The sequence below is a fragment of the Bacillota bacterium genome (assembly GCA_013178125.1).
GTDB lineage: Bacteria > Bacillota > SHA-98 > Ch115 > JABLXJ01 > JABLXL01.
In genome coordinates this window covers 303,522-317,489 of sequence record JABLXJ010000001.1, presented here as the reverse complement: position 1 = coordinate 317,489, position 13,968 = coordinate 303,522, and the positions used below count along the sequence as shown (strand labels likewise).

Below are 13,968 nucleotides of genomic sequence, written 5' to 3'. Positions count from 1 at the left end.
TCGGCTTACACCTTGGCGGTCAGTCTCAAGGACTCACAAATAGTCATTCTTGCGCCTTCTTCTTGTCTTCCGACAGCTGTCCATCCTCCAAATCCTCAGGATAGACACCATATACCTCAAAAAACCTCTGCCGGTAAATAGCTTTGTTCTCCTCAAGGGATTTGGTATAGTCCGGCATGCCATCTACCATATCCAGCCCAACAGGAATCTTCTCAGCTTTCATTCGGGCCTACCCTCCTATACTCCCAACCAAATTCCTTGGCGACCTCCTCCATTGTAAGATGACTATGTTGATACCACGCTTGTTCTGGAGTCATCTCTCCACTATGAACCTTATTCCAGAAGTAATCATAGTCCTTGTCCCTCGCCTGCGTCCATTTATAAACGATCTCACGCCATCCGGGCCTTTTCCCTTTTCCCACCTTCACTAAATATCTAGTTCCATCATGACCCACCACTGTCATGTATTTTATAGACGGATACATACATAATGTATTTAAATCCTCTGCCGAGAAACTCGAACTGCTGGGATGATTGTGGACAGATAAAACACTCTCAGCAGCCGCATTCAGCAGGAAATCATGTATATCGGGTCTAAAAGCCACAGAAGATTTTTCGCCCTCTACCCGGGAGATCATCTGCTTCCCGGTAGAGGCATCAACATGTAATAACACTTCTTTCCCATTGGCTAGCCCATACTTTTGGGCATCATCCCAAGCACCTACTAGCCCGATTTTAGCAGGCTCTGGTAAATCGGGAACATCTACGTAAAGGTTGGGACGCCCTGCAGGACCTTTGCCGTGGTCACCGCTCTCCCTTACGCGTATTCCTGACCTGTAGATATTATTATACCATTCTTCCAGCCCCGGCTCACTGGCAGGGTTCTCCCTCCACCGCCTCAGCCTTTCGACAAACTCTTCCGGTGTCTCATGTTTAGGCACCAGCACACAAAGGCAGTTCGGGTGAGCAGGGTACATTGGCTCGTTCCCCGGGGAATACACTCCAGCACCCAGGCCGAAGTAATCGGCCTCAGCCAGGGTATCACAAATATCCTCTATCGGGTGAGCCTTGCTCAGAATCCACTGCATACCCTGATAGCTCGGGCTTACCCTTGCGGCAGAGATAGTCCCCTCGCCGAACGCAGCCGTCATCTCTGTCCTTGCAAGCCGTAAGCCCTCGTAGGTCAGGTCCTTCGGTATCCGGCCCTCCATCCGGGCGATCATGTCTGGATACTGCCAGGCGAAAGTCTTCGCGCCTCGCTCGACATACCGTTCCAGCATTCTGGCAACATCCTTTGCATCAATCCCCAGGACCACGGCTTCCTGGATAATATCCCGCATGGAATCTCGGACTCTCTCTGCCTGCTGCCATATGCGGTCAGAAAGGAAAAGGCCCTTCCTCGTCCTGGTCCAGCACGCCTCCACCGCCTGCCTGTTCACCTGGGCAAAAACCTCATGTATAGGCGCGGTATTCCAGCCTGCCGTTTTTACCAAGGACAAGGTGACTGCCTTGGAATACCCTGTCCCGGCGGTTACTGCCTTCACGATATGGGTTTTCAACGCGCCAGTAAAGTCCTCGTTGAACTGCTGGGCTATCTCCTCCAACCCTGTCCTAAGCTGTCTCAACCTCCGTCTCAGGAGAATATCCGACGGCCAGCGGAACCGAGACCGCACAAGCTGACCCGCCCGCCTTGCCGCTGAAATATAAAGCCTCCGGATTTCGGGGTCTTGATTCAACCGGAGGTCTACATACTGCTTCCTTGCATCTAACGCCCACCTGATATATTCCTTATCCCTAGCCGTCCTGCGGATTGACTCTGCGAGGTTACGGGCAAAGTCCTCAGAAAAAGAATATGGCACATTTACGCACCTCGCCGAATGACAAGCTCGATATTCTCCAGCACTCCCTCAGGCACCGCGCTTCCCCGCAGCTCATACAAAAACGAGACCCATTCGCCCTCAGTCATCATAGTCTCCTTCCGCAGATATTCCCTCGCCTTCCCGTTTAGCGGTATCACCTGCCACCAGGAAAAATCACCAGCGTAACGGCAAACGAACACCGGGACTCCTGCCCGGTCGCCAAGGTCTATCATGGCTAGATAACTCGCCAGAGACCAGTTCCTTAATCTCGCCTTTTCATGTTTGTATTCTACAATGGCGGAAGCCCGCCCATGGTCATACTCAATTAGCAGGAAATCAATGTCTATAGCAGGGCAGTCATAACCCCAAAGCTTATGCCTCTCACTCAGGGCCTTATCCCGCCAGCCCGACCGTTCCTGTCTGACCTTCTTCACCGCTAACCGCCTCCGCGATTCTTGCTGCCGATAGCCTGACTGCATCCATATCTACATCCGCGCCTATAAACCGCCTGCCCAACCTGACTGCCGCAACGCCGGTAGTGCCGCCGCCCATGAATGGGTCAAGGATGAGGTCCCCGGGCCGGGTAAGTCTCATGACCAACTCGGCCATGCCGCTCTCACTCTGTCCCCAGTCATGGTAGCGTTTATCATTCATGCTGCTTTTAGCGACATCGCCCACCCAGTCGCCCTGGTATTCGCCCTTCACGAACCACAACACCGGCTTCCAGAAGGTATTCACCTTCCGCGCCCATACCTGCGAAGACTGACCTCCGGGCATCAAATAGGCCAGCGCCCAGTGATACCGGATATGCGGCGCCATTAACTGGATAACCCCCGGCAAATGAGTCAGCCCTGTCATCACTAACAAAGAACCGCCCGGTTTCAACACACGGGCGGCCAGCTTTGCCAGCGTCTCATATAGCGGCAGGTATTCTTCTGGATAAGGGGGGTCAGTTATAATCACGTCAACGCTGTCAGGCTCTATCCCATCATCCAAGTCTCTTATGTCCTTACAGATTAACCTGTAGCCCTCTGCCTGCATGGGACCCTCAACTTTCTGCTTCTCCTCCCTCCTTACGACCTTGATTGCTTCCTTGAGGTTCTTAACCTCGCCCGATTCAACCTTCTTGACCACCTCTTTCCGCTTTTCCTCCGGCAACCTCGCAACCTCAACTACATCCAGTCTGTTGCCCTGGATTTCCCTATTAAGAATCTTGTGTTTGACCTGTTCGCCCGCCACCTTCGCTATCTCGTCTACAGCCTGCGCGAACTGGGCAGCACGCTCGACAGTGGCACGGCCCACCTTGAATTCATCAGCAATGGCTTCTGCTGTCTTTTTCAAGTCCTCACTTTGAGGACTTGATCCTTCGCTTTTCCTGTCTCCACCGTGACCCTGTTTCCGTTTCTCATACAGCTTCCCCAGCATATACGCGAATTTCTCAGGAGTCAGGTTCCGCCGGGCAAGCTGGTTAGAAATAGCCCACGACTCAGCCTCCGTTCGGTCCTTAAACTCCCTGTAGACCACGTCATATTCAATACCGTGCTTGCTGCAAATCTCGTAGCGATTATGTCCGTCAAGCAGGATATTCTCCCCAGCCCACACCACCAGAGGGTCACGGCACCCTTCGGCAAGCAGACTCTCCTCCAATAGCCGCCTTTCCTGCTCAGTAAGCGGAATCAATAGCTCCTTGAATTCCTTGTCAATCCTGAATTCCTTCTGCATTATCTCGCCCTCCCTCGCGGCAAATCTCTCCCAGAAACACAAAAACCCGCTTGACCAGAGGCGGGAGTAACCCTTTTCGCCGCGTCCGGCTAGGTCAAGCGGGAATACCAGAACAGATGTTCTGATTATTTTATGCCGTCAACACCTTCTTTTCACTCTCCAATAATTGGCCCTCCTCTAAGCGGGACATCAAAAGCCTGGTCTTCAGTATCCGTTCCCTCTCCCCGGGGACTTCCGGGTCATCGCTGATATAGTCATTCATCGTCCCGATATACTGCGCCAGGAATTGAGCTGCCGCATCCAGGCTAATGAATCCACCCTGAAGGGCAGTGTTAAGCGACTGGGTTATAAGGTTAAGCTCCTCCGCTACCTCTTTCCCATCCCTCGGGTCAATAACGTCCCATTCAAGGGTAGTAGCGTATGTGCTAAACCTCTTGCCCTCCGCCTGCGCAGTCATAGCTAGGACGACACGGGCAAGAAGCTGCCAGGACTCGGTGAAGTGTTCGCGTTTTCGCGCAACCCTGCGAATCAGAATAGGCATCTGCTCCTTCACGGAGCTAAGGGAACTAGGCGTATGCACTCCGAACGCGAACTCCGGAGTCTCGCTAGTATCCACGATACAGTAATACAGCAGTTTCAATAACGGTTCTGCATCACCGATAGCGGATTTAACCTCGACAAAATCGGCGTCCTCATCATCCGCGAAGAATAGCAACTCGTGCCCATCCAGATTAATGGAACCGCCCTTCCTGGTGAATTCCTCAGGGTTTAGAACACCAAAATTCCGGGCAAGGAATGCTGATATATCCTTCAACCTCAGTTTCAATCTGGGTGTGCTGTGCAGCTTGCTGCCCTGGATAGCATGGAGCATAACATCATGATACGCCTTCATAAACGGCTCAATCGGCTCCAGGTCGCTCCGCCCGAATTCCTCCGTCTCGTCGCCCTCGTTCTTAAAATGAACTATAGGGATGAACCCCCAAGGGTTATCCTCTTCACCCGGAGTAATATCCGGCGGCATATCGCCCTCTACCCGGATCACCCTCCGCTCCTTGCTGATCCTCTGTGTCACCCTGGCACGTCTCTGAATTCCCGAATCATCCAGCCAGACATGCTCAGAATACAGCACATACTCCTTTACCTGCCGGGTGATAGGGTCCCGGATAACCTGCGACACCTGCTCAGGAGGGATGATGTTGTATACAAGGCGTGTCTTCACCTCAGGATAAAGAATAGCATTATCGGCTTCTTCCCTCGTGACCCAGACAAAGCAGTCTCCATCGCGCAGGGCATCCCTATGAGTCTGCTGCATACGACTGACATTCGCGCCGAAAAAGTCATCCAGGACGGCCTGGGCCTCCTCATCCTCAGACCTAAACCGCGGGACGCCCATAAAGCCCACTGCGGTATTGATCACAGGTTTCGCGAATCCGGCACCCAGTTTATAGTTGTCATCCGTATTGTTATAGAGGGCTTTTGCTCTCCTGTAATCCACCCTGCTGGAATCCAGGCGGTATGGCCTGGAATAGGCTCCTCCAACAATGCGCCAGCTAGAAACAGTCCAGAGGTCCCTCAGCTTCGATATTTCACCCACAGCCCGTCCGAGCCATCCTGCCCTCTTCTGCTTTGCCTTCATACCTGCCACCTCTTATGAGTAGACCCTCATCCTACGCAAGACCTCATATGCCACCAGGTTATCTATCCCTCCCTTGACCGGAGCGAACGCCATCGCTATCGCGTCTCCCCAGTCAGGAGAGTGATAACCCTTCCTCCGCATCTCCTCTTTCGACTGGAGCCTCATCTGACCAGCTGAGTTATACGAAAACTTACGGGCCGTTAGCTGGGCAATAACTTTCTTGTTCCCAAACACCGGCCCGCCGATTTCCTGATTTCTCAACCTATCTGCAAGTAAGCCCCACCACTCAGTGCCAGCATCCGCATATTTGCGGTTATCAAAGGACTTACTGCCACCATTCATTTCAACTATATTGACCCCCCGCCTTAACCGGCCTTCCCGCTCCAGCTCCTTCAGCCGGTCCACCACACCGGAACCGATACCCACAACATCGACCTTAACCACTTTGGCCTGGACCTTTTCCACGAAGGCCGCTAACCTGCCCACGGTCTCCATCGTATCTTGTTTCTGGTAAGACTCTGCGGCGAATGCGCAAGAGCCAGCCCTGGCTACAAATACCGTCTCGTCTCCTCCATACCGGGCTATATCAACTCCGACTTCAACGTCACCCTCCGGTTCAAACTCCTGATTAGCCGCCGTCTCGACCCACGTAATAGCGATTAAGGTATCCGTCAATTGTGTCGGGAATTGGCCCAAGATACGGGACTGCCAGAGGAAGGAATCCTCGCCCCAGTCCCGCCTGGAATCCTCAATATCCTGCTCCGTCACAAGGCCAGGGACCACTATCCCGCGCCCTTGGAGGTTTGGCGTATCAAAAGCGCTTATGTGGGTTGTCCACCACCCAGGAGACGAAAAAGCCCGGAAAAATGTCCCTTCCAGGCTCGTAGGGTTGCCTATCGCAAGAAGCCTCGTAAACTGACCTCTCAGGATAGCCATTATCCCTTCCCAGACCGGCTCACTTATGCCGGCGGCCTCATCTGCGATAACAAGTAAGTGCGGAGCATGTATCCCTTGAAATGCATCCGGGTCATAGTCTCGAGTGGCGAACCCTATAGCGAAATGTTCCTCACTGAATTTCCATGTCTTTGTGAGGAGTTCTCCTCCGAGAGGGTGCCCGTTTCTCTCCGCCGCCGCAGCAGCCGCGTGAATCTCCTTCCAGATGATGTGCCTAACCTGTCGGTCTGTCGGTGCCGTAGTAACCACTACCGAAGGACGAAAGACATCCAAAAACCAAGTAGCTGCCCTTGCAGCTAACCAGCTCTTCCCGCACGCGTTCGCGCTAGCCACAGCCACCCTACGATTTACCGCCAGGGCTCGAAGAATTTCCTCCTGTTTACTCCACGGCCTTTCCCCCGTCTTCTCCCTGACCCAGAGGTTCGGAGAGGCCGCCCATATCGCTCTCTGCCGTTCTTCTATTGGCAGCCTCTTGAATTGCTCGTAGGAATTCTTCATCTTTTGCAAGCTCAAGGGTAATGCTGCCGTCATGCTTAACACTCACCTGCCCGTTCACCTCCTGCTGCATGTTGACATCCACCGTGCGGCGGCCCCAACGATCAGGGTAACGGCGCTCCAGGAGCCATGCCTTCGACTGCCATGAAGGATCGGCATCTATATCCTTCACCCACTTAGCTTCCCTTGCCGCCTCAGCCTTTTTTACTTTCTCCCAGAACTCCCGGTAAATTCCACTCTTCGCCTTCTCACCCATTGCCAGCCAACGATAATAAGTGGATGTCCCAATACCCACCAGGCCACAGACAACAACATCATAATTACCAGTAGACACCAAGTTAGCTATTCTATCGGCTAACTCAGGCGTTAACCTTGTCGATCTTCCCATGACTACCACCATCTGCCTTACACGGCGCTTGCAGCCCTGACTTCACATCCAGCGCAGTGTATAAGAATGTTGTCCCTTATATGCTCTGCAACAGCCTTCATAAGCAAAGGAGGCACCGCGTTTCCTATTCGCGCCCAAGCGTCCTCCCATGTACCAACAAACTGAAAGTCATCAGGAAACGAAGCCAATCGCCTAAGTTCCCCTATCGAGAACCCCCGGTCCTCGTCAGGATGAAGCCTCACAGGTACACCCATCATATATCCAGTCTTCAATATAGTGGGGGAAGGCCGGTCCCAGGCAAGACGGGCCACATTGAAATAACTGCCTCCCGTCACATCGGCACCAGTACGGCCCGGCGGTATCATCCGAACAAGCGACATTTTCTTGGGAGAAACAGCCTTGGGCGGCAAATATCCCATGTCCACACCTTCTAAAGCCTCTCGGACAGTAACCGGCCTCATCTGAGGTTTCGGATGACTTGGTTCAATCCCTAGGTCTTCACGGACTCCAATAAAAATCATACGTTCCCTACTCTGAGGTACTCCATAATACTTGGCATTCATCAACCGGGCCCCAACTTTGTAGCCACTTGCCTTCAACTCCCGCATGATCTCCGCGAAAACCCATTTCATCTTTCCTTTAACCATGCCAGAGACATTCTCCATAACGAAAACCTTGGGTTTCAGGCCTCGGAGAATCCTAACATATTCACGGAAAAGCTGATTGCGAGGGTCACCCAGCTTCCTCTTGCCGGACATGCTGAATCCCTGACAAGGTGGGGACCCATCTAAAACATCCAATTCTCCCGGCTTTAACCCACTTCGCCTCAGGCACTCCTCAACACTCAACTTGGCAATATCTCCATGATATATGGGTGTATCCGGGAAATTAAGATGATATGTTTCAACAGCATTATCGTCCCATTCCACAGCCAGCAAGACCTTCCCGCCTGCCATTTTATAACCCAACGATGAACCTCCACACCCAGAAAACAAAGAAATCACACTAAATCGGGAATTCGCGCCTGCACTTTGGACAGACAACGGTTTTCACCTCATCTGCGACGGTCTCATCATATTCGGGTTCCTCATCCGGCACATGAAACTGGGTCATCAAACGTTCTATCTCTGGCTCAGTAAATCCAGTAAGCTCCATATCAAAAGCACCGTCATCAAGTTCCTGCAATATGTCTTTCAAGACGCCTCTATCCATTTCCGCCAATTCAGCAATCCTATTATCAGCTATGAGATCAGCCCATTCCTCGGCCTCAGTCGCATAGAACTGCATATCAACAGGCACCTGCTGAACGCCAAGTATTAACGCCGCCGATAGCCTCCCGTGGCCTCTGACCACGAACCCACTGCGTTTGCTAACCGTAATAGGTGCCCTCCAACCTTGTACCTTGATAATCTTAGATAATAAACGAATCTGCGTATCTGGATGTTTATTAGGATTCCGCGGATTCGGGACCAACACCACAGGGTCCACAAGCTCATCAAAAGCACAATATACAGGTATGCCATCAGCGACAACCTTTGGTTTAGAGCCTTGCTGTCCCATATGCCCTCCCCCTAATCAATAACCCTACACTTGCCCAGGTTCGAATTCATATCCACACCAAGGGCATTGGACCAATTCATCTTCTGCAGCATCCTCCTTGGTATCCCCCTCACTTGAAAAAGGAAGCCCTTCATCTTCCGACTCAGCGGTGTCTGCCTGGCTGGCCTGTGCCGCCAAGGTCTCGTAGTCCTCTTCCGTGACACCAGCAAGCTCCAAATCCAACGGTGCCGCGTCAATCTCTTGGAGCAAGTCTACAAGGGCACCTTTATCCATTTCTGCTAACTCAGAGAGCCTATTATCGGCAACAAGGTCCGCCCACTCGTCAGCATCACTGGCATAATCCTGACGATCTACCGGGACTTCCTTTACACCTAATTTCTGGGCGGCCAACAGTCTCCCATGCCCTCTAACCACAAAGCCGCTGCGATCCGATACAGTAATAGGCACCCGCCACCCTTGGGCTTTGATGATCTTTGCCAGAAGCTCAATCTGCCTTTCGGGATGCCTATTAGGATTGCCCGGATTAGGCACCAACGAAGTTATATCTGCAAGTTCATCAAACGCACAATAGACCGGTATCCCACTTGCTACTGCCCTCGGTTCAACTTGATCCGTACTCATGCTCTCACCCTTGCCCCAGTCCCCTTATCTGGTTTTCTATCTCCTCCACCCTCACTCCATACCTCCGAGCCACCGCCTGGAGAATGCGCTCCCTCGATATACGCCCATCATGATATGCCCGGTGACACTGCCAACATAACGAGATCAAATTAAAATGGACGTCCAGCCTACCGCCGCCGCCCATTCCTCGCGAAAATACGTGATGGACTTCTACCGGCCCTCGCCGCCCGCACAATTCGCAATACGGCTTACGAGCGGCCTCTATTGCCCGCCTGTCAATTATCTTCATCCTCACCACAGGGCGGGACGGGAGGCAAAAGCCTCCCGGCGGCATCCATAGCGCCCTGTTGCCGCAGAATGTGGTATAATTTTCTTGGAGGTGAATCTTATGGCACCAAAGACCAAACCTCTGTCACCCGGCACCCGTGCTCCCGCCTCAGGACAATATGGCATAGTAGGCCCAAAGGGAGGAAACACGGGTGTAGAAAGAACCGTCGTTAAGGACGAACCTTTGCCACCACCGCCCAAAGCAGGACAAAAGTACGTCCTCAAAGACAAAACAAAGACGAAATAGGGTGACGGAATGCCCCGGTTAAACCGGGGCATCTTCACTTTCCATCTGGCCAAAAACCATTATCTTTGAGGAAGCCATACAACACGATAGCAAGTCGAGACGTTAATTCCTCAGAACTCACAGTAATCTCATCATCTCCGCCTCCGGGAAATCCGGCGACATACATTATTCCATGAAGCACCTCATGTATAAACGTAAGCTCCTTTTGCTGAAACGGCAGATCTGTTCGTAACCGAATTATGCCGTCTCTATGTAGGGCTTCACCAATGAGAGTGGCATCCCCCAACGTAGGGATTGCTTCCTGAACCTCATAAACCAGAGGCCCAATCTTGACTTTACTGGGAAGCGCCATGTCAAATGCCTCCTGTTGAGCCCAAAGATAAAACAAAAAGCGGCTCTTCGCCGCTCGCTTCTCACGATACCATAATATCACTATTTTGGGCTTCTAGCGCGTTGAAATTACGTGGAGATTTCTTTCCAAGCCATTCAGCGATCCGTCTCACTATCCTATGCCGCATATTTCTAACCCGCCACTCACTGCAATGTAATATATCCGCAACCTGATAATTGCTCCGGTAATATACATACCGCTGTTCGGTGAGGGTTCGCTCCTCCGGAGTAAGCCTGTTCATGACCTCTTCAATCGGTGCTATCCACTCCTGGAGTTCATGTATCCTGTGCTGGATACTCGCAAGCCTCCGGTGCATCTCTAGCATCTTCTTCGCTATTTTATCTACCTGCTGTTCGTACTCCTCCATCAGTGCAGAGTAATCAGAGTCACCACTCCGCAGGTGGCCTGGGACAACACCATATTTCGCCGTCAGCCCGGGAATACGCCTTATCTCCTGCAGCTCAAGGTCTAACCTCTTCAGGTCGGCAAGCAGGGCTTCCTCCTTTGCCCTTAATCTCTCTATCCGGCCCTTCGTATGCCAATACCGGGCAATTAGTCTTTCAGTCTCCGGATACCAAGAATCATTGACCATCATGCCCACCTCACCTGCCTTATCGCCCCACCTTTGCCGCGCCTATATGCATCGTGTCTCATCATTTGCTTGTAGTGTTTGTGAATTGTCTCAGCGTCCGTGCGCTGCAATCGCACTCCCAAGACAATCTCAACAACCTGCCCACCAAGCAGGCCCAGGGCAACCAGCCTGAGTATCGTCATCTCATCATGCGCCCAGATATATTCAAGTATCGTGACCACCTGCCCACCTCCCAAAAAGAAAAGCCGGCAGCCCGGAGACTAAATCTCCGGAACTGCCGGCATCGCCTCTTTGCTAAGCCAGCTATCGGTTAATGAGAGTTATTCTCTTACTACCTTTAGTTTAGCTCTTAGCACTTTCCAGATTACGCTCCAAAGGTTCCTTGCAGTCTTTTCTGACCTATACTCCTCCTACTATGTGTCACTATCCCATTCTTAAGTGCATAACTAGTAAAATACTGGGTGCCTATTGCATCTTCATACTTAACGATAACCTTAATATCCTTTATTGATGGCATAGGAGCTTCAGGCATAGAAGCGACCACAATCGGCCATGCGCCATCCGATAGAGGCCTAAATGGATTAATCTCACCCGCTGGCGTGGGTCGGCAGGTCTTGTCTTGCCCAGCATGCAAAGCACACCCTAAAAACCCTCCAATTAATACTATGTTTTCCAAGGGATTCGGCCTATTAATATCAAACTCAAATACTGTAAACTCTATATATATATTTAGGGCAGGTCCATGCCCGGAATTACGAATCGTAATATCCGGAAGTTTAGGAGGCAGATCCATTTTGATATCTTCAATGGTAATAATAGGTTGAACACTGCTTCTAACCAACTTATTGGTATCGATAACGTACTTAATAGTCACGCAGACTAAGACTACACTGGCAATTGCCTGAATCCAAGATGAAACTCCCAACTCGCTCACCTCTCCCTCTCAGACCTGTTCATCTAGATAGGCTTCCCATTCTCAGCTTTCATCGCAAACTCACCATTTTGTTAGTCCGAGATACCATCTCATCACTATTATCGCGTTACACAGAGTCAGGGTAGCGGCTTGTCCTTGGGCCACTCTACAGCAACATTACACTCCCACAACCTGGTTTTTGGAGCTACTTCTCTCATCCGCTCGCATGCCACAACAAAACTATGCTCATCGACATTTGACAGAGGCAAAGGCATTCTCTCTACGATCACGTACCCTTCCCTAGCATCAATAGTCTTCCAAACATCGCTGGCCACCTTAAACGCATCCGGAATCTCTCCGGCAAATCCCATGTCTATTCTTAGCTTCCCGGCATCTCGCTTAATAGCAGCTGGCCGGTAATTGCCAACTAGAAAGGTGATGCGATCCTTGCCCCATCGCACTCCACATCTGTAGGGGATAAGCTTTTGAAGCCAGAGAAACGCTTCCACGGCCAGCTGACGATATTGTGTGCTTCCGAAAAGAAAATCGAGTGCTTCACTTAGAGTTACTTGATGCTGAGCCTCTCTCCACAGAAGTCCATCGCTGGTTTCACCATTCTTCATTATCCCTTTCAATGCCTCCATTCGGATACCTAATACTCGTAACCCCTCTTACATAACGGACAGGACTATCTGTCATGCTCTGATGGATCACCTTGATCCTGATCAAGACGCAAGGATAAGGCAGCCTTAGCAAATGTAAATCTTAAGATGGCACCAATGGCCCAAAGTGTACCAAATAGAGCGTATGACGTAATTCCAATTTCTAGAACAAACATAACCAATAAGACTGAACTTGAGGTTCCGTTAGAAGATACCAACCATGTTATCCCTTGTATTATTAGGCTTACTATCCAAAATGCAGAGACCCACCAAAAAGGGAACACAAGCTTTTGCATTACACCAGATCGCCACATAACAGCTAATAACTTTGAATCCAGCATGCTCACTGTGATAGAAAAGCCTGCAATCAGCACACCAAAAAGCGTCGCGGATGCAGTCAACATCTGCCCAGAAAACTCACGCATTCGTATGGCATTAACTGCAATGACATCCTGTAAGGCAAAAATGTATACCATAAGCGCGGCCAAAATAGCAAGCCAGGATTCTGAGCACCACAGTAGCCGCCCCAAGCCATATTTATGCGCCAGCTTCCAAAAGCCATCAGCGATACTGTCATCTGGTTCCCGGTTCATGATAACTCATCCTCCTGAGCGCCTTATAAAAATCCGCAGCAAACACAGCCGGGTCATCTCCGATATTCTCTAATGCTATGCGTTGAATGTTCTCAGGAGATGTAGATGTAATCTTGTGTTTTACCCCTTGGGCATCAGAACCTGTGATACTGAAGTCTCCGTAGGAGGCTGAGGCTATAGCAATTCCGCGTTTAAACACACTAGACTCAACATTGAGTCCTTCAGAGTTGGTATACTCATGGCGGCCCTCTTTAGCGTTTATTTCTTTGATTTCTTCTGCAAGCGCCATCCACTCTGGTTCCTGGTTGAAATTTGGTGGTCTAACAATAAACCGAGCCTGAGTGACTTTCTTAAGCGCTTTGATCTGTTTCCACACGTTATCAAGGTTCGCAATAGGGCCAATGTAAATATGCCCAACCTCGGGGCGGTTTCTCATAAGTATTTCAGCCCAAGCTCGAGCAAAGGCCCTGAACGATATATACCCACTCCTTTCTTCTATGAGCATTCTTTCAGTCTCCAAATCCAGTAGATAATTGGCATATACCCAGGCCGAAGCCTTTTCTGTCACAAACTTATCACCTTGCAGATCCACCATACTCTGGCGACGACGTCTTCCGAGTCTGCCAACGACAACTTCAACTCCAACATCTGAGATAATGAGTTGGTTCTCCGCAAAAACCCAATCTCTGCCTTTTATTCCAACCATAACGCCATTAAGATCAATTAGTGCATCTCGTATGTTAGCAATAGCCTTCTTTACATCACTGACAAATAAGTTCATATCACAGTTGAGCTTAGCAACTAACAAGTTCATTCGACGTATTGCCTCACCCGGCATCTACCCCACCCGCTCCCGTTCGAACTTGTCCACCCAAATGGGCTTCCCACCTTGGACCTTAATGGTAATTTCTCCATTGGTAATTTCGTCAAGAGCTTTCAAAATCCTCCTAATAGTCTCCTGTTTCGACAACTCTATCCTCTGTATCTTCTGCTCCTTCTTGTCCATCC

Annotated in this window: 20 protein-coding genes; 1 reads left to right on the top strand and 19 read right to left on the bottom strand. The window is 50.7% G+C overall.

Going from position 1 to position 13,968, the window contains the following annotated elements:
* Positions 1-43: 43 nt before the first annotated feature.
* The 11 genes from HPY71_01630 to HPY71_01580 all read right to left on the bottom strand — a co-directional run bounded on the left by HPY71_01630 (position 44) and on the right by HPY71_01580 (position 9,524).
* The gene (locus HPY71_01630) at positions 44-223 is read right to left on the bottom strand and encodes a hypothetical protein (protein NPV52206.1); all 180 of its coding nucleotides are present in this window, start codon (positions 221-223) and stop codon (positions 44-46) included.
* Positions 213-1,859 carry a hypothetical protein gene (locus HPY71_01625; GenBank protein NPV52205.1) on the bottom strand — a complete coding sequence of 549 codons (1,647 nt, stop codon included), beginning with the start codon at positions 1,857-1,859 and terminating at the stop codon, positions 213-215. The genes HPY71_01630 and HPY71_01625 overlap by 11 nt, the downstream gene beginning before the upstream one ends.
* A gap of 2 nt (positions 1,860-1,861) precedes the next feature.
* Entirely contained in the window at positions 1,862-2,293 is a 432-nt protein-coding gene (locus HPY71_01620) for a hypothetical protein (protein ID NPV52204.1), read from the bottom strand.
* Positions 2,253-3,581, bottom strand: coding sequence for a hypothetical protein (locus HPY71_01615; GenBank protein NPV52203.1), 1,329 nt, complete (start codon positions 3,579-3,581; stop codon positions 2,253-2,255). Before HPY71_01615 ends, HPY71_01620 begins: the two co-directional genes overlap by 41 nt.
* A 130-nt stretch (positions 3,582-3,711) precedes the next feature.
* Positions 3,712-5,217, bottom strand: coding sequence for a phage portal protein (locus HPY71_01610; protein ID NPV52202.1), 1,506 nt, complete (start codon positions 5,215-5,217; stop codon positions 3,712-3,714).
* 12 nt (positions 5,218-5,229) lie between these two features.
* Entirely contained in the window at positions 5,230-6,669 is a 1,440-nt protein-coding gene (locus tag HPY71_01605; GenBank protein ID NPV52201.1) for a hypothetical protein, read from the bottom strand.
* Positions 6,551-7,054 (bottom strand): hypothetical protein, encoded by a 504-nt coding sequence (locus HPY71_01600; GenBank protein NPV52200.1) that lies wholly within the window; start codon positions 7,052-7,054, stop codon positions 6,551-6,553. The genes HPY71_01605 and HPY71_01600 overlap by 119 nt, the downstream gene beginning before the upstream one ends.
* A 17-nt stretch (positions 7,055-7,071) precedes the next feature.
* The gene (locus HPY71_01595; protein ID NPV52199.1) at positions 7,072-7,617 is read right to left on the bottom strand and encodes a DNA cytosine methyltransferase; all 546 of its coding nucleotides are present in this window, start codon (positions 7,615-7,617) and stop codon (positions 7,072-7,074) included.
* Between the two features lie 442 nt (positions 7,618-8,059).
* Entirely contained in the window at positions 8,060-8,614 is a 555-nt protein-coding gene (locus HPY71_01590) for a ParB N-terminal domain-containing protein (protein NPV52198.1), read from the bottom strand.
* 24 nt (positions 8,615-8,638) lie between these two features.
* On the bottom strand, positions 8,639-9,235 hold the full coding sequence (locus HPY71_01585; GenBank protein ID NPV52197.1) for a ParB N-terminal domain-containing protein: 597 nt from the start codon (positions 9,233-9,235) through the stop codon (positions 8,639-8,641).
* Positions 9,236-9,239: 4 nt separating this feature from the next.
* A complete protein-coding gene (locus HPY71_01580; protein NPV52196.1) occupies positions 9,240-9,524 on the bottom strand; it encodes a hypothetical protein in 285 nt (94 codons plus the stop codon).
* A gap of 99 nt (positions 9,525-9,623) precedes the next feature.
* On the opposite strand from HPY71_01580, the gene HPY71_01575 reads away from it, so the two are divergent.
* A complete protein-coding gene (locus HPY71_01575; protein NPV52195.1) occupies positions 9,624-9,809 on the top strand; it encodes a hypothetical protein in 186 nt (61 codons plus the stop codon).
* A gap of 34 nt (positions 9,810-9,843) precedes the next feature.
* Here HPY71_01575 and HPY71_01570 read toward each other — a convergent pair whose 3' ends face one another.
* From HPY71_01570 to HPY71_01535, 8 genes are all read right to left on the bottom strand, one after another.
* Positions 9,844-10,161: an ImmA/IrrE family metallo-endopeptidase gene (locus HPY71_01570; protein ID NPV52194.1), complete on the bottom strand. Its 318-nt coding sequence runs from the start codon at positions 10,159-10,161 to the stop codon at positions 9,844-9,846.
* A 61-nt stretch (positions 10,162-10,222) separates the two neighbouring features.
* A complete protein-coding gene (locus tag HPY71_01565) occupies positions 10,223-10,795 on the bottom strand; it encodes a sigma-70 family RNA polymerase sigma factor (GenBank protein NPV52193.1) in 573 nt (190 codons plus the stop codon).
* Positions 10,792-11,013: a hypothetical protein gene (locus HPY71_01560; GenBank protein ID NPV52192.1), complete on the bottom strand. Its 222-nt coding sequence runs from the start codon at positions 11,011-11,013 to the stop codon at positions 10,792-10,794. The genes HPY71_01565 and HPY71_01560 overlap by 4 nt, the downstream gene beginning before the upstream one ends.
* A gap of 143 nt (positions 11,014-11,156) precedes the next feature.
* Positions 11,157-11,726: a hypothetical protein gene (locus HPY71_01555; protein NPV52191.1), complete on the bottom strand. Its 570-nt coding sequence runs from the start codon at positions 11,724-11,726 to the stop codon at positions 11,157-11,159.
* Positions 11,727-11,842: 116 nt separating this feature from the next.
* The gene (locus HPY71_01550) at positions 11,843-12,349 is read right to left on the bottom strand and encodes a hypothetical protein (GenBank protein ID NPV52190.1); all 507 of its coding nucleotides are present in this window, start codon (positions 12,347-12,349) and stop codon (positions 11,843-11,845) included.
* 44 nt (positions 12,350-12,393) lie between these two features.
* Positions 12,394-12,960, bottom strand: a complete 567-nt coding sequence (locus HPY71_01545; GenBank protein ID NPV52189.1) for a hypothetical protein — start codon at positions 12,958-12,960, stop codon at positions 12,394-12,396.
* Positions 12,941-13,774, bottom strand: coding sequence for a hypothetical protein (locus HPY71_01540; GenBank protein NPV52188.1), 834 nt, complete (start codon positions 13,772-13,774; stop codon positions 12,941-12,943). The genes HPY71_01545 and HPY71_01540 overlap by 20 nt, the downstream gene beginning before the upstream one ends.
* Before the next feature lie 24 nt (positions 13,775-13,798).
* Entirely contained in the window at positions 13,799-13,966 is a 168-nt protein-coding gene (locus tag HPY71_01535) for a DUF2292 domain-containing protein (protein NPV52187.1), read from the bottom strand.
* Positions 13,967-13,968: the final 2 nt, after the last annotated feature.